7 protein-coding genes are annotated in these 17,544 nt (G+C 68.3%); 1 reads left to right on the forward strand and 6 read right to left on the reverse strand.

All coding sequences use genetic code 11. The features are described 5' to 3' along the window. Positions 1-40: 40 nt before the first annotated feature. On the reverse strand, positions 41-12,904 hold the full coding sequence (locus E7742_RS18220; protein WP_137800229.1) for a non-ribosomal peptide synthetase: 12,864 nt from the start codon (positions 12,902-12,904) through the stop codon (positions 41-43). Positions 12,905-13,017: 113 nt separating this feature from the next. On the opposite strand from E7742_RS18220, the gene E7742_RS18225 reads away from it, so the two are divergent. Further along, complete coding sequence (locus E7742_RS18225; protein ID WP_137800230.1) at positions 13,018-13,833, forward strand: GAF and ANTAR domain-containing protein; 816 nt, start codon at positions 13,018-13,020, stop codon at positions 13,831-13,833. On the opposite strand, the gene dnaB is transcribed toward E7742_RS18225, so the two are convergent. The 5 genes from dnaB to rpsF all read right to left on the reverse strand — a co-directional run bounded on the left by dnaB (position 13,800) and on the right by rpsF (position 17,376). After that, entirely contained in the window at positions 13,800-15,188 is a 1,389-nt protein-coding gene (dnaB, locus tag E7742_RS18230; RefSeq protein WP_137800231.1) for a replicative DNA helicase, read from the reverse strand. The two genes, E7742_RS18225 and dnaB, sit on opposite strands and share 34 nt — an antisense overlap. Before the next feature lie 516 nt (positions 15,189-15,704). Next, positions 15,705-16,160: a 50S ribosomal protein L9 gene (gene rplI, locus E7742_RS18235; protein ID WP_137800232.1), complete on the reverse strand. Its 456-nt coding sequence runs from the start codon at positions 16,158-16,160 to the stop codon at positions 15,705-15,707. Positions 16,161-16,176: 16 nt separating this feature from the next. After that, positions 16,177-16,419, reverse strand: coding sequence for a 30S ribosomal protein S18 (rpsR, locus tag E7742_RS18240; RefSeq protein WP_127917760.1), 243 nt, complete (start codon positions 16,417-16,419; stop codon positions 16,177-16,179). 40 nt (positions 16,420-16,459) lie between these two features. After that, positions 16,460-16,987 carry a single-stranded DNA-binding protein gene (locus E7742_RS18245; protein ID WP_137800233.1) on the reverse strand — a complete coding sequence of 176 codons (528 nt, stop codon included), beginning with the start codon at positions 16,985-16,987 and terminating at the stop codon, positions 16,460-16,462. A gap of 101 nt (positions 16,988-17,088) precedes the next feature. Continuing rightward, positions 17,089-17,376, reverse strand: a complete 288-nt coding sequence (gene rpsF / locus E7742_RS18250; RefSeq protein ID WP_137800234.1) for a 30S ribosomal protein S6 — start codon at positions 17,374-17,376, stop codon at positions 17,089-17,091. Positions 17,377-17,544: the final 168 nt, after the last annotated feature.

Raw genomic sequence — 17,544 nt, forward strand, 5'->3', positions numbered from 1 at the left:
CGCCGCGTGGGGTTCGTGGTGCACCCGTGTCCGCCGCGCACTACTGCGGCGCCTCACGTTCTCGGTCGACCAGATTCAGTTGTCTGTCGAGCAGGGGCCCCACCACCGAGAGTCCCTCGGGACCGGTCATGTGCTCGTGCCGGACGGGGACCGGGTACTCGTGCACGTCACCGGAGTTGTATCTTCTCCATCCCGCCACCCCGGCCTCGCGGTCCGCACCGCCGTCACCGGCCGGATCCGCCGCCGCACTGAAGTAGGTGACCACCGGGCCCTCGAGGAGCGACGGCCGATGTGCGCGAGCAGCATGCGCGAGATCGCGGTACTCCCGGTAGAGGGTCTCGAGGTGATCAGGAGTGAGGGATGCGAAGAGGCCGCCCTTCGCACGCAGCAGCGCTGCCGCCTGCTCGGCCGTGATGTCCGAGTTCCCGTCTCCGACCACCTCCACCCCACCGAACTCCCCGAGCAGCTCGGCGACCGAGGGCATCTCGTCATCGACATCGGAATCGGACGGCAGACGGGTGTCCATCAGGGAGAGGGTGCGTACGTCGTCACCCTCTCGACGGAGCTGGACCGCCATCGCATGCGCGATCTGGCCGCCGACCGAATAGCCGAGCAGGTGATAGGGCCCACGGGGCTGCACCGAGCGAATCTCGTGCACGTAGCGATGCGCGATCTCGTCGAGCGATCCGACCCGGACGTCCGGATCGGTCAGGGCGGGCGAGTTGATTCCGTAGATCGGCCGGTCGTCGTCGACGAACTGCACCAAGCCACTGAAGCACCACGCGAGGCCGATGGCAGGATGTATGCAGAACAACGGAACTCGGCTGCCCGTGGCACGCAGCGGCAGCAGCACCGCGACCGCAGAGCCGGTGACGTCGTCGTCGACGGCGTCGGCCTCGTGCATCTCGATCCGGTGTGCCAGCGCCGCGGGAGTCGAGTGCGCGAAGATCCATTCGACCGGCACCTCCGTGGAGGTCGATTCTCGTAGCCGCGCGGCAACACCGGTGGCCGTCAACGAATTACCGCCGAGGGAGAAGAAGTTGTCGTCCGCACCGACCCGCTCGAGACCGAGTTGGGCCGCGAAGGCCGCCGCCACCACGGATTCGCAGCCGTCCTTCGGCGCTCGGAACTCGTTCCGGCCCGCCGAGAAATCCGGCGCCGGCAACGCCCCACGATCGACCTTCCCATTCGGCGACACCGGCACCCCGTCCACCACCACCACCGCCGCCGGCACCATATGCGGAGCCAACCGCTCCCCCGCGAACGCCAACACCCCCCGCACATCCACCTCCACCCCACGCTCCGGCACCACGTACCCCACCAACCGACCACCGCCGTCCCCACACACCGCCGCCACCGCACGCGCCACCCCCGCACACGCCGACAACACCGACTCCACCTCCCCCAACTCCACCCGAAACCCACGAACCTTCACCTGCAGATCCGAACGACCCACATACTCGAGCGCCAACCCCCCACCACGCACCCGCACCCACCGCACCACATCCCCCGTCCGATACATCCGCCCACCGAGCCCACCGAACGGATCCGCCACAAACCGAGTGGCCGTCAACCCCGCCCGATTCCGATAACCTCGCGCCACACCCCCACCCACCACATACAACTCCCCCGCCACCCCCACCGGAACCGGCCGCAACCAACCATCGAGCACCAACTCCCCCACCCCACGAACCGGACCACCCACCGTGACCCGATCCCCCGGCACCAAACGCGCACTGACGTTCGTCTGGATCGTCGCTTCCGCCGAACCGTACGTGTTGAACATCCGTCTGCCGAACGCCCACCGAGTCACCAACTCCGGAGGACACGGCTCGCCACCGACCACGATGGTCCGGAGATCGTCGAGCCCCGTCGGGTCCACGGTTGCCAACAGTGCCGGCGTCAACACAAGGTGAGTTACCCGCTCCCGCCGCAGGATCCGCCCCATCTCCGCGCCGCCGAACACCGTGGGCGGCACCACGACCAGCCGCCCACCGAACCCGAACGCCCACAACTGTTCGAGCACCGCGGCGTCGAAGCTCGGCGACGACACGTGCAGCACCCGCGCATCCTGGCCCAGCCGGAATCGAACACCTTGCTCCACCAGAAGATTCGCCAGTCCCCGATGTGTCACCACCACACCCTTCGGAACCCCCGTCGACCCCGACGTGTAGATCACATACACCGGATGATCCGGCCGCAACACCGCCGTCCGCTCACCATCGGTCACCGGACCGGCCGACAACCCCGCCACCTCCGCCACCACCGACACCTCGTCGAGCACCACCCACGGCACCGCCTGCGGCAACTCCCCCGACGACACCCCCACCGACAACCCCAACACCGCACCCGAATCCACCAACATGTGCTCGAGCCGAGCAGACGGATACCCCGGATCCAACGGCACGAACGCCGCACCCGACTTGGCCACAGCCCACACCGCCAGAACCGACTCCAACGACCGCCGCAACCCCACCGCCACACACGACTCCGGCCCCACACCCCGACCGATCAACAACCGCGCCAACCGATTCGAACGCGCATCCAACTCCCCATACGTCCAACACCGATCACCACACACCACCGCCACCGCACCCGGATCCACACCCACCGACGCCCCCAACAACACCGGCAGCGTCACCGCAGACACCGACGCGGCCCCCGACACCGGCACCGACTCCCGGTACTCGGCCGGGGAGAGCAGTTGCAGCTGCGCCAGCGGCACGTCCGGATCGTCGATGACGGCATCGATCACCCGCAGGACCCGGTCGACGACCCCGGCCGCGGTGTCGTGGTCGAGAAGCTCGGGCAGGTAGGAGACTCGCAGCCGCAGGCGGCTGTCCACGTCCGCGACGAGGCTGACCGGGAAGTGCGAGGCATCGGCTCCGCTCACCCCGGCCACCCGCAGCCCGGCCACGTCCGAGTCCGTGCCGATCGCGCTCCGATCGACCGGATACGACTCGAACACCGACATCGTGTCGAACACCGCTCCCGGGCCGGCAACCCGCTGGATGTCGGTCAGGCTCACGTAGTGGTGGTCGAGCAGTGCGGCCTGCTCGACCTGGATCCGGTCGAGCAGCTGTCCCACGCTCTCCGCGCCGTCGAGCCGGACCCGCACCGGCAGCGTGTTGACGAACAGACCGACCATCGACTCGACGCCCTCGATCTGCGGCGGGCGCCCGGACACGGTCGTACCGAACGTGACGTCGTCACGGGAGGTCCACGCGCCCAGCACCATCGCCCACGCCGCCTGCACCACGGTGTTGACGGTGATCCCGCGTGCACGGGCGAGCGAGGTGAGCGCGGCCGTGCGGTCCTCGCTCAGCGCGCCGCCCACCTCCCGGGAATCGGAATACCGGCGACGGGGGTCGGTCGGTGCCACCAACGTCGGCTCGTCGGTGCCGTCGAAGACACGAGCCCACACCTCGAGTGACCTGTCGACGTCCTGTTCCCCGATCCAGGCGAGGTAGTCGCGGTACGGGGAAGCCTCGGGCAACACCGCAGCGTCCCCGTCGGCGGCGTAGAGCACGAACAGCTCACGCAACAACAGCGGTGTCGACCAACCGTCGAGCAGCAGGTGATGGCTGGTCAGGACCAGCCGGTGCCGGCCGGGGCCGGTGGTGACCAGCATCCAGCGCAACAGCGGAGCGCGAGCAGGATCGAACCGGGTCGCTCTGTCGTCATCGAGTATTCGATCCAGCTCGGCCCGGTGGACACTCTCGTCCTGCCGGGAGAGGTCGTGCTCGGTCCAGGGCGCCGCGACGTGCTGCCGGACCACCTGTACCGCCCCGGCGGCGGTGTCGGCGACGAAGGCGGTCCGCAGGTTCGGATGGCGATCCAGCAGTATCCGTCCCGCGCGGCGCAACCGCGCCGGGTCGACATCACCGTGCAGCTCGAGCACCATTCGCACCACATAGGCGTCCGCGGACTGCTCGGACATCGAGGCGTGGAACAGCAACCCCTTCTGCAGCGGGGAAAGTGGCCACACGTCCGTCATGTCCGGATATCGGTGTTCCAACCGTTCGATCTCGGACTGGCCGAGAGTCACCAGATCGAAGTCCGAGGGGGTCCGCCCACCGGCTCCCGGGGCGTGGGCGTGGGCGGTCAACGCCGTCAGCGTCGCGCACCACATCTCCGCCAACTCGGCGACCTCGGTCGCGGTCAGTACGCCACGCGGGAACGCCCATGTCGCGCGCAGCCGCGGTTCACCGGCGGCGTCGACCGTCAGGGCATTGATATCGAGCACCGCCGCTACCGGCATCTCCGCGTTCTGCGCACCCGGGAGGTCGCCGGCATCCGCGACGGGCATCCAGCCGGCCTCGCCTCCGCCCGCGGCCACCCGGCCGAGATAGTTGAACGCTATTTGCGGTGTCGGCAGGTTCCGCAGCACGTGCCCGGTGTCCGCGTTGAGATAGCGCAGCAGCCCGTAGCCGATCCCGTGATCGGGTACCGCGAGTAGTTGCTCCTTGACGGACTTCACCACCGCCCCCGTGATCGGCCCGCCCGGGTACGCGTCGTCGAGGTCGATGTCGGGAAACCGCAGGCGCAGTGGATAGCTCGTCGTGAACCACCCGACGGTGCGCGTCAGGTCTGCTCCCGGGACGACGCTCTCCTCCCGGCCGTGGCCTTCCAGCGCCAACGACACTTCCCGGGCCGGGGACTTGCGCGCAGTGGCGCGTCCCCGCCGCCACCTCGCCACCGCGATCGCCAACGCGGCCACCAGTCCGTCGCCCACCGCGCCGTGGAAAACCCGTGGCACCGTGGTCAGCAGCGCAGTGGTGACGTCACCGGGCAGTTCGACGCGTACGCTCTCGACCGTCGACTGCACGTCGATCGCGGCGTCGAGAGGACGGGATCCGATGACCGGGTCGTCCCCGGCGGACATCGCCCGCCACATCGCGAGTTCCGCGACCCGCTCCGGCCGGTGCGCCGCCTCGACGAGCCCGTGCGCCCACCTGCGCATCGACGTCCCCACGGGTGGCAGTTCCGGCGGTGCGCCGGTCGAGATCCGGGACCACGCGGCGGCGAGATCGGCCACCAGGACCCGCCAGGACACGCCGTCAACCGCCGAATGGTGAACGACGGCCAGTAGCCGACCCTGCTCCGCCTCGTTCTCGGGATCGAACCACACCATTCGAACGACGACCCCGGCCGCCGGATCCAGCCGGTCCGCGGCGGAGTTCAGTTCCGCCGCCGCCAGTTCGTGGAACGCGGCCGGACGAGGGGATGCCGCGCTCGGCGTCGTCGTGACGCGGTGGATGACGTCCTCGGCTCGGATGGTGCCGGGCGGCAATACCTCCCACGTCCAGGTCCCGTCGGCGGCCGGCCGCAACCGCGCCCGCAGCATGTCGTGCCTGTCCAGCACCGCCTGTACCGTGGCCGTCAACGTTTTCCCGTCGGCTTCCGTCGGAAGAGTGAGCATCAGCGCCTGCGAGAACCGGCCGAACCCGGACTCTGCCCGCTCGAGCAACCACCGCATGATCGGCGTCAACTGCACCTCGCCGATACCGCCACCGGCGAGTTCGTCGAGCACTCGGTGCGAGTCACCGTTCCCGAGAGCGGCAACAGCCGCCAACCTCGCCACCGACCTGCACTCGAACACGTCGCGCGGGGAGAACACCACTCCCGATGCCTTCGCCCGTGCCGCCAACTGGATCGACATGATGCTGTCGCCACCGAGCGCGAAGAAGGAATCCTCCACACCCACCCGGTCGACACCGAGCACCTCCCCGAACAGCCGGGCGAGCACCTTCTCGGTCTCGGTACCGGGCGCGCGGAATTCGTTCCGGCCCGCCGAGAAATCCGGCGCCGGCAACGCCCCACGATCGACCTTCCCATTCGGCGACACCGGCACCCCGTCCACCACCACCACCGCCGCCGGCACCATATGCGGAGCCAACCGCTCCCCCGCGAACGCCAACACCCCCCGCACATCCACCTCCACCCCACGCTCCGGCACCACATACCCCACCAACCGACCACCGCCGTCCCCACACACCGCCGCCACCGCACGCGCCACCCCCGCACACGCCGACAACACCGACTCCACCTCCCCCAACTCCACCCGAAACCCACGAACCTTCACCTGCAGATCCGAACGACCCACATACTCGAGCGCCAACCCCCCACCACGCACCCGCACCCACCGCACCACATCCCCCGTCCGATACATCCGCCCACCGAGCCCACCGAACGGATCCGCCACAAACCGAGTGGCCGTCAACCCCGCCCGATTCCGATAACCTCGCGCCACACCCCCACCCACCACATACAACTCCCCCGCCACCCCCACCGGAACCGGCCGCAACCAACCATCGAGCACCAACTCCCCCACCCCACGAACCGGACCACCCACCGTGACCCGATCCCCCGGCACCAAACGCGCACTGACGTTCAGCCAGATGGTCGTCTCGGTCGGTCCGTAGAGGTTGAACATCGACCGATGCCGTGCCCAGCACGTCACGAGATCCGGCGGGCAGGCCTCGCCGGCCACCATCAAGTTCCGTAGCGACGCCAATCCGGTTGTCTCCGTGTCGGTGTCGTCCGGCACAGGTGGATCCATGGAGGCCAGCATCGTCGGTGTGAGCACCGCGTGGGTCACCCTCTCGGCAGCGAGCAGTTCCGCCAGCTCGGCGCCGCCGTACAGGGTGGGCGGAGCGATCACCGACCGCGCACCCGCCCCGAAGGCCATCACCTGCTCGAACACCGCCGCGTCGAAGCTCGGCGAGGCAACGTGCAACACCCGCGCATCCGGATCGACACCGAGCCGATTCCGTTGTTCCGAAACCAGATTGGCCAAACCCCGGTGCGTCACCAACACACCCTTCGGCGTCCCCGTCGACCCCGACGTGTAGATCACGTACGCCGGGTGGTCGACCTCCAGCCGTCCCGCCCGCTCCGCGTCGAGCACCGGTCCGGCCGAGAACTCCCCGAGCTCCACCTCCACCGCCGGATCGTCGAGCACCAACCACTCCACCGAATCCGGCATTCGATGTCGCCACTCCGCGGTCGTGAGACCCACCGTCACGGCCGAATCGGACACCATGTGGTCGATCCGGTCGGCCGGGTACAGCGGGTCCACCGGAACGATCGCGGCTCCCGACTTCGTGACCGCCCACATCGCCGACACGGCATCCGGAGACCGCGGCATCGCCACCGCGACATCGGACTCGGGCCCCAGCCCCGCACCGATCAGCCGGCGCGCCAGACGATTCGACTCCTCGTCGAGCTGCCGATACGTCCACCGTCGCGCACCGCACACCACCGCCACGGCGTCGGGATCTCGTGATGCCCAGGCCGACAGCAACTCCGGCAACACCCGGCCCTCCGCTCCCGGCCCGGCCGACACCGGTACCAGCTCCCGCCGCTCGGCCGCGGAGAGCAGATCGATCTCCCCGATCGGCGTCGCGGGTGTGGATACGACGGCCTCGGCGATGCGGAGGAAGCGATCGGCGAAGCGCCGCACGGTGTCGGCATCGAAGATGTCGGTGGCGAAGCCGAAGGAGGCCGACATCCCGAGAGGAGCGTCGTCGACCGGATCGAACTGCTCGGCGAGGCCCAGATGCAGGTCGTAGCGGGCGATGTCGAGATCGACGTCGACGGGTTCGACGTCCAGCCCCGGCAGGGCCGGATCCGGCGTCTCGAAGTTCCGGAACTCGAGCATCACCTGGAACAGCGGCGAATAGGACGTCGACCTCTCGGGATCGACGGTTTCCACCACCCGTTCGAACGGCGCCTCGGCGTGGACGAGGGCGTCGAGATCGTGCGCGCCCACCTCCTCGAGAAGGTCGGTGAAGGACTGCCCGGGCTGGACCTGCGTCCGCAGTACGACGGTGTTGACGAACATGCCCACCACATCGTCGAGGGCGGCCTCGCCGCGCCCCGCGGTCGGCGTTCCGACCGCCACGTCCGCGCTCCCGCTCAACCTGCTCAGGAGCAGGGCGAGCATCGCGTGCACGACCATGAACATGGTCGAATGCTGTTCACGCGCGAGGACCTGCAGTCGGCGATGTAGGCGTGCACCGATCTGGAAGTGAACGCGGCCGCCTTTCGGTGAGCGCCACACCGGACGTGGTCGATCCGTCGGCAACTCGATGCACGGCGGCAAACCCGAGAGCCTGGATCGCCAATAGGCCAACTCGCGCGCGAAGGCCGACTCCGGTTCGGATTCACTGCCCAGCAGGCGCCGCTGCCACACGCTGTAGTCGGCGTAGCGCACCACCGGCGGTGCCCAGTCCGGAGCCCGGCCGTGTCGGCGTGCCGTGTACGCGACCGTCACGTCCCTGGCCAGCGGCGCCATCGACGTGCCGTCCGCCGCGATGTGGTGCACCACCACCGCCAGCACGTGCTGATCCGGTGCGCTGCGGAACAGTGCCATCCGTACGGGTACCTCTGCGGTGACGTCGAAGCCGGTGGCGGCGAACCGGACGAGATGCGCCTGCAGTTCGGCGTCGCCGAACACCGGCACCGGTGTGAGGTCGGGACGTACCTGATCGGTGGGCACCACCACCTGGCGGGGACCGTCCGCGGAGTCGGGGTAGACGGTCCGGAGCGTGGCATGCCGGTCCGCGATGTCCGCGAGCGCCGATCGCAGAGCGTCGGTGTCCAGGTCACCGGACAGGCGGAGCGCGATCGGAATGTTGTAGGCGGGCGACGACGTGTCCAATTGGTTGACCACCCACATCCGCTGCTGGGCGAGGGAGATCGGAACCTCGTCCGGCCGAGTACCGGGGGTCAGTGCCGGACGGGCCGGCGAGCGCACGTCGACGCCGACGATCCGGGCCGCGAGCTCGGCGACGGTGGGGGCGGCGAACAGGTCGCGGATGTCGATGCTTCGATCGAGCACCGAGTTGATCCGTGCGACCACCCGGGTGGCGACGAGGGAGTTGCCGCCGAGATCGAAGAAGTTCGCGTCGACACCGAGGTGGTCGACACCGAGCACCCCGGCGAAGACGACGGCGACGGCCTCCTCGATCGGTGTTCGCGGAGAACGGGACACGTTGTGCCGCAACCCGAAGTCCGGTGCCGGCAGTGCGGCGCGGTCGAGCTTGCCCACCGGGGTCAGCGGAATCTCGTCGAGCAACGTGATGGCCGCCGGCACCATGTGGCTCGGCACCGCCGCCCGGACCTGGGCGGTCAGCTCGTCGGCGTCGGGGACGTGCCCGTCGGCGGGGAGCACGTAGGACACCAGCGCCGGGTCGCCGGCCGGTCCCGGACGGCTCAGTGTCACCGCGAATCTCACGTGCGGGTGGGCGGTCAGGGCGGCATCCACCTCGCCGGGCTCCGTGCGGACCCCGCGGATCTTGACCTGGAAGTCCGCCCGGCCCACGTACTCGAGCTTCAGGTCTCCCTCCCCGTCGCGTAGCCACCTCACCACGTCTCCGGTGCGGTAGAGGCGCTGCCCGCCTGCCCCGAACGGATCGGCGACGAACCGAGTGGCCGTCTGACCGGACAGGTTTCGGTAGCCACGTGCCAGGCCGGCACCCGTCAGATACAGCTCCCCCGCCACGCCGACCGGCACCGGCTGCAGCCGCCCGTCCAGCACACACTCCGCCACCCCACGGATCGGCCCACCGACCGTCACCCGCTCGCCCGGCACCAGGGGCGCACTGACATTCGACCAGATCGTCGTCTCGGTCGGGCCGTAGGCGTCGAACATCGAGCGCGCAGGCGCCCACCGCTCCGCGAGTTCCGGGGAACACGCCTCACCGGCCACCTCGAGGTACTGCAGGCAGTGGTGTCCGGCGGGATCGACCGACGACAACGTCGACGGTGTGAGGCAGGCATGCGTGACGCGGCCGTGATCGAGCAGCGCCGCCAGGTCGTCGCCGCCGTACACCGTCGGTGGCGCGACCACCAGTTTCCCGCCCGACGCGAGCGCCCACATCATCTCGAACACCGACGCGTCGAAACTCGGGGACGCGAAGTGCAGGACACGGGTGCCGGGCCCCGCCGCGTACCGGTCGCGTTGTTCGGCCACGATGTTCGCCAGTCCCCGATGTGTCACCACCACACCCTTCGGAACCCCCGTCGACCCCGACGTGTAGATCACATACACCGGATGATCCGGCCGCAACACCGCCGTCCGCTCACCATCGGTCACCGGACCGGCCGACAACCCCGCCACCTCCGCCACCACCGACACCTCGTCGAGCACCACCCACGGCACCGCCTGCGGCAACTCCCCCGACGACACCCCCACCGACAACCCCAACACCGCACCCGAATCCACCAACATGTGCTCGAGCCGAGCAGACGGATACCCCGGATCCAACGGCACGAACGCCGCACCCGACTTGGCCACAGCCCACACCGCCAGAACCGACTCCAACGACCGCCGCAACCCCACCGCCACACACGACTCCGGCCCCACACCCCGACCGATCAACAACCGCGCCAACCGATTCGAACGCGCATCCAACTCCCCATACGTCCAACACCGATCACCACACACCACCGCCACCGCACCCGGATCCACACCCACCGACGCCCCCAACAACACCGGCAGCGTCACCGCAGACACCGACGCGGCCCCCGACACCGGGGCCAGCTGCTCGCGCTCCTCCGGGGTGAGCACGTCGACGTCGCCGAGCGGGGCCGACGGATCGGCCGCCGCATACTCGAGGATGCGTACCAGCCGATCCGTGAAGGCCTGCATCGTCACCGCGTCGAACAGATCGGCGGCGTACACGAGGTGGACCGACAGGCCGGCCGGGTGCCCGTCGACGAAGCGCTCCCCCACGGTCACCTGTAGATCACAGAACTCGGGGCAACGCGACTCGGGTGGCTCGACCGATACGCCGGGGACGGCGGTCTCCTCGGAACGATCGGGGCCGAGGATCACCCGCGCCAGCAGCGGGCAGTCCGGCGGGCGGTCCGGGGCAACAGCCTCGAGCACCTGTTCGACCGGCACCGCGGTGTGCGCGAAGGCGCCGAGCTGGCACCGCGCAACTTGCACCAACAGATCCGCGAACGAGCACCCGGGGTCCACCCGGGTCCGCAACACCACGGCGTCGGGGGCCGCGTCCGGTTCGGCACCGGCACCTCGCGCAACGGCCGCCGCCACGGCGATGTCGTCGGAGCCGCTCACCCGGGCCAGCAGTGCCGCCAGGCCCGCGTGCATCACCATGAACATCGTCGACGCGTGCGCGCGAGCACACCGCCGTAGCTCGCGGTGCAGATCCGCGCCGAGAGCGATCTGCAGACTGCCGGGCGTCGTGGACCGCTGCACCGGGCGCCGGGCCTCCGTCGGCAGCCCGCCGCCCACCGGTAGTTCCGCGAGGGTGCGCTTCCAGTAGTCCAGGCACCGCACCGCCGCCCGTCGACGCTCCCCCTCTCTCGCGCTCTCAGGATGGATGGTCGCTGTCGACGTCTCGGGGTGGGCTGCGAGAAAGCCCTCGATCACCCCGAGGAACCGCTGCTGATGAAGCCGCAGCTCGTCGGTGCGGTAGCGGCGCGGATTTCCGCGAAATTCAACGAATGTTTCAGCCGGGGTTCCCCTTTGGTAAACGTTGACGAGAAGGTCTTCGATCGGTCCCGACGTGAGTACATGGAATTCTCCGGTCACCGAACCGAAGTCGAGCTCCTGCCGGAAGAGCATCACGTTGACGATCGGCGCGGCGGCCCCGCTCCCCTCGGCGCCCGCACTCGCCTCGCGTGCGATCTCGGCGAGATTGCCGCGCTGGTGACGCAACGCGCCCATCAGCTCCACAGCCACCCGCTCGACCAGATCGCCCACGGTGTCGTCGGGACCGACGCGGATCCCGAGCGGGACGACGTTGACGAACATCCCACCCGACCGCCGCAGCACCGCAGTCGTCCGCCCCGACACCGGGACATCCACACGAACGTCTCGCCGGCCCGTCATGCGCGAGAGGTAGCAGGCGAACGCAGCGATGATCATCGCAGCGGACGTGCTGCTCGCCCTGCCCTCGGAGTCCTCGAGCCGTCCGGCCGTCCGTTCGTCGAGCGACGTGGTCACGAGCAGATCGCGGGCGACGGCCCCGCCGTCCCGGTCGGACAGACTCACCGGCTCCGCGAGCGTTCGCAACCGCTCGATCCAGTAGGCGCGGTCCGCCTCGAATCGGCTCGACGCCCGGTACCGACAGTCGAGGTCGTACAGGGTGCGCAGGTCGGCCGCCCGGCAGGGTTCCGGTTCGCGCCCGGCCACCGCCGCCGAGTACAGGACCGCGATGCGGTTGACCATCGTCATTGCGGCATACCCGTCCAATGCGACATGGTGAACTCTGCTGTACCACAGATACTTCGCGTCGCCGACCTGCAAGATCGACGACAGCCCCAGCGCGTGCGTGGGGTCCACCGGCGTGGACCGGTCTTCGCGCATCCACGCATCCGCCGCCGCCGCGGGCTCCGGCTCACCACGAAAGTCGATGAACCCCACCGAGTTGTCCAGCGCGGGGTCGACGACCTGCCTGGGCTGCCCGTCGATCTCGATCAACCGGAGGGACGCGCACTGTACTTCGCGTCCCGCCGTCAGAGCCGCCCGGCGGAGGAGATCGAGGTCGAGATCACCTCGGAACTCGACGTACTGAGCGATGCAGTACGGAAGATGGGGAGCCAGTCGCTGCGCGAGCCAGACCTCGTACTGCATCGATGACAACGGAAAAGGTTCCGGGACAGCGATTTCCATCGAAAGGGACTTGCTCGTGGTTGACATCGGCTCCGCCTGCTCGTCCATCGGAGTGCACTTTGTCGTGTCGCGTCGGGCGGCACGTCCGAGGGACGAACCGGTCGACGCGCGAGGATTGCCGACGTGCTCGGCGAGTGCCCGATATCGGACCAGCGATGGGGGCTTCTCGCTCGCACGTGCCGACCGCGCCACCGGGTCCGGGGTGGTGGAAACGACGCATCTGGCGTCGGGGTCACATCGTGACCGGTCTCCCATTTTGCCAGAGCGACCAAACGTGCGCCACCGACCAAAGTGCTTGATGCCGACAGCGCTCGGTGTGGATAGCCTGGAATCGTGGCGCGACGAACGGCCGGAGAGACCCGGACCCCATGAGTGAAGGACAACTGGTCCGGGCGCTCCGAGAAGTGGCGGAGGCCCTCGCTCCGGGCTTCGACACCGTCGATGTACTTCGCATCCTGACCGACCGCACGGTGGAACTGGTGGGGATCGACGCGGCGGGGATCCTCCTCGCCGACGAGCGTGGACGTCTCGAGTCGGTGGCGTGCACCTCCGAGGCGGTGTGCACGCTCGAGAAGTTGGAGCTGGAGGATGCGGGTGGCCCCTGCTACGACTGCTTCACCACGGGACGTCCGCTCGTCAACCTCGCACGCGACACGGCGTCGGCGCGCTGGCCGCGCTTTCAGCACTTGTCGGGAACGGTCGGCTTCGGAGCCGTCCACGCCGTTCCGTTGCAGCTGGGGGACCGGGTGATCGGGTCACTGAACATGTGCTGCATCGCCCCCGGCCGACTCCGCGCGGAGGATGTCGAGACAACCCGCGCACTGGTCCGCATCGCCGCCGTCGGCCTGCTCCACCAGCGCACCGCACGCAGCGCGCAGGAGGAGGCCGCTCAACTACGACACGCACTGACCAGTCGGGTCGTCATCGAGCAGGCCAAGGGGATGCTCGCTCGGGGAGTCGGATGCACCCCGACGGAGGCCTTCGATGTCCTTCGCCGATACGCCGCACCCACGGCCGACCGCTCCACGACGTCGCGGAGGAGGTCGTCGACGGCACGCTGCATCCGCCGACGACTCCCGGCTGAGCGGCACCTACAGGCACCCGTCGGTCCGCGAGCACGCAGCCCCGGAGCTTGCGGGGGGGGACGAACCTATCCCCGCGCCATGTCCACGAAGCGCGAGTAGTGCAGCTGGTGGGCGACGGTGATGGTGGCAGTGGGACCGCCGCGGTGCTTGCCGAGGATGATGTCGGCCTCGCCGCCGCGCGGGTCGTCCCGCTCGAAGGCGTCGGGGCGGTGCAGCAGCATGACCATGTCGGCGTCCTGCTCGAGCGAACCGGACTCGCGGAGGTCGGAGACCTGGGGACGCTTGTCGGTGCGCTGCTCGGGACCACGGTTGAGCTGACAGATCGCGATCACCGGAACCTCGAGTTCCTTCGCGAGCAGCTTGAGGCTTCGCGAGAATTCCGAGACTTCCTGCTGGCGGGACTCGACCTTCTTGCCCGACGACATCAGCTGCAGGTAGTCGATGACGATCAGCCGAATGTTGTGCTTCTGCTTGAGCCGGCGCGCCTTCGCGCGGATCTCCATCATGGTCAGGTTGGGGGAGTCGTCGATGAACATCGGCGCCTCGCTGATCTCACTCATCCGCCGCGCCAGACGCGTCCAGTCGTCGTCGGACATCTTGCCCGAGCGCATGTCCGAGAGCTTGATCTTCGCCTCCGCCGACAGCAGACGCATGACGATCTCGGTCTTGCTCATTTCCAGCGAGAAGATGACGCTCGCCATGCCGTGCTTGATGGAGCACGACCGCATGAAGTCCATCCCGATGGTCGACTTACCCACGCCGGGGCGCGCCGCGACGATGATCATCTGGCCGGCGTGGAGCCCGTTGGTGATCTCGTCGAGTTCACTGAATCCGGTGGGCACGCCGAGTGAGATTCCACCGCGGCTGGCGATGGAGTCGATCTCGTCCATCGTGGGCTGCAGCAGCTCCTCGAGGGGCAGGAAGTCCTCGGTGGTGCGGCGCTCGGTGACCTCGAAGATCTCGGCCTGCGCCCGGTCGACCACCTCGGCGACGTCCTGGCCGTCGGAACCGGCGTAGCCGTACTGCACGATCCGGGTACCGGCATCCACGAGACGCCGCAGGATCGACTTCTCGGCGACGATCTCGGCGTAGTAGGCGGCGTTGGCCGCGGTAGGCACCGTCTGGGTCAACGTCACCAGGTAGGGGGCCCCGCCGATGCGACGCAGTTCGCCGCGACGATCGAGTTCCGCGGAGACCGTGACCGGGTCGGCCGGCTCACCCCGGCTGTAGAGATCGAGGATCGCGTCGTACACCGACTGGTGGGCGGGGCGGTAGAAGTCGCCGGGGCGCAGCACCTCGAGGACGTCGGCGATGGCGTCCTTGCTCAGCAGCATGCCGCCGAGCACCGACTGCTCGGCCACCATGTCGTGCGGAGGCTGCCGTCCGAACTCCTCGCTGGGCTCCTCCGGGGGTCCCGGGTACTCGGAATGCCCACGATCATCTACAACCGCCACGCGACCGCCTTCCCCGCGACCAACTTCGACCCGTCCCGCACCGCCTCGACGGCGGCCGGGACGGCGCCTCTCACCACTGTTGTACCCGCGCACCCCGACAAATCCGGGCCGCCTCGCGGGCGACTCGAGAGACACGCTCGCGACGACGTTAGGGGTCGGGGAGCAGTCCACCAAACCCGCCTGTGTACACAGTTGTGGATGAACTGGGGACGCTGCACCCACACCTTGTTAACCGGTTGGGGAGTACTGGGGATAACCTGGGGACAGACCAATATCACACTGAACAATTTGCAGGTAGAGGGCGGTTTTCGTTTTCACAACCCTGTGGATTGCGCGCTGCGCGGCGTGTCGGCCAAGTTGACAAGCCGGGCGTGTTGGGTAAACAAACGTCCAACCTCGGTATGGCCCAGCACACAGAAACGGCACCGGGTGGCGAATCTATCCACAGGACTTCCCCAGGCATGCGAAAGGCCCCGCGGACGCAGTGTCCACGGGGCCCTCCATAGAACGGGTCGACTACGCGGCGACGACGTTCAGGTTGAACTTGGCGGCAACCTCGGGGTGCAGGTTGACCACGATCTGGTGCTTGCCGGTGCTCTTGATGTGAGCCTTCGGCAGCTCCAGGCTGCGCTTGTCGACGACCGGGCCGCCGGCAGCCTTGAGGGCGCCTGCGACGTCGGCCGCGGTGACGGAGCCGAACAGCTTGCCCGAGTCACCGGCGGTCTTCACCGACAGCGACACGTCCTCGAGGCCCTCGATGGCAGCCTTGAGCTCCTTGGCGTGATCGAGACCACGGACCGCGCGCGCGTCCTGGGCGCGACGGATACCCTCGACCTGCTTCTGGGCACCGCGGGTGGCGACGATGGCCAGACCGCGGGGGAGCAGGAAGTTACGGCCGTAGCCGTCCTTGACCTCAACGGTGTCGCCAGGCGCACCGAGGTTGTCCACGTCAGCGGTGAGAATCAGCTTCATGTCGTCCCTCCCTTTCCTAGCGGGCCGTCGAGACGTAAGGCAGCAGGGCCACCTCACGCGAGTTCTTGACGGCAACCGCGATGTCCCGCTGGTGCTGGACGCAGTTGCCGGTGACACGGCGAGCGCGGATCTTGCCGCGATCGCTGACGTACTTACGCAGCAGCGTCGTGTCCTTGTAGTCGATCTGCGTGTTCTTTTCCTTGCAGAACGTGCAGACCTTCTTCTTCATAACCTTGTCGCGCAGCGGCGGCTTCGGCATGTCTATCTCCGTTTTCTGGATGCTGTCGATCGGTTACGGATCAGAACGGCGGTTCGTCGTCCGAGCCCTGGGAGCCTCCGAAGGAGCCCGCCTGCGGCGCGCTACCCCACGGATCGTCTCCGCCTTGGCTGAAGTTGTTGGACGCCGGGCGTCCGCCGCCGGATCCGCCGGAGGAGCCACCGAAGCCGCCTCCGCCACCACCACGGTTGGCCTTGTTGACCTTGGCCGTGGCGTAACGGAGCGAGGGGCCGATCTCGTCGACCTCGAGCTCGACGACAGTGCGCTTCTCACCTTCGCGAGTTTCGTAGGAGCGCTGCTTGAGCCGGCCGCTCACGATCACTCGCGAGCCGCGGGTCAAGCTCTCCGCCACGTTCTCCGCCGCCTCGCGCCAGATGTTGCAGCGCAAGAACAGCGCCTCGCCGTCTTTCCATTCGTTGGTCTGACGGTCGAAGGTGCGGGGGGTGGACGCGACCGTGAAGTTCGCGACCGCTGCACCCGCGGGGGTGAAACGAAGCTCGGGGTCAGCCGTCAGGTTTCCGATGACGGTGATGACGGTGTCGCCTGCCATGTGGTTCCTCCTGCTGTGTGTGGAGTTCCTGTTGTTCGAGAGCCTAGGTGCCGGCTCGGACAAGTAGCCGTCCGAGCACCTCGGCCCGAATCACACGGAAATCACTTGCCGTGGCGCAGGACCTTGGTACGAAGCACCGACTCGTTCAGCCCCAGCTGACGGTCGAGCTCGTTGACGGTGGCCGGCTCGGCCGTAAGGTCGATGACCGCGTAGATGCCTTCGGCGTTCTTGGCGATCTCGTACGCGAGACGACGCTTACCCCACACGTCGACCTTGTCGACACTGCCGCCATCCTTACGGACGACGTTGAGGAACGTATCCAGCGACGGGGCGACAGTGCGCTCGTCCAGGCTGGGGTCGAGAATGACCATCAGTTCGTAATGACGCATAAGACCTCATCACCTCCTATGGACTGTGAAACGGCCACGGACTGTCCGTGGCAGGAGGGTCGTTGCGTCAGCAACCTTTGCAGGGTACACGAGGCCCCTGTGACCTGCGAAATTGGCCTTCCGCCCGCCGCACGCCGGAACTCGGCCACCCCACACGACCCGCCGATC

Source organism: Rhodococcus sp. SGAir0479, assembly GCF_005484805.1.
In the GTDB taxonomy this organism is placed as follows: domain Bacteria; phylum Actinomycetota; class Actinomycetes; order Mycobacteriales; family Mycobacteriaceae; genus Prescottella.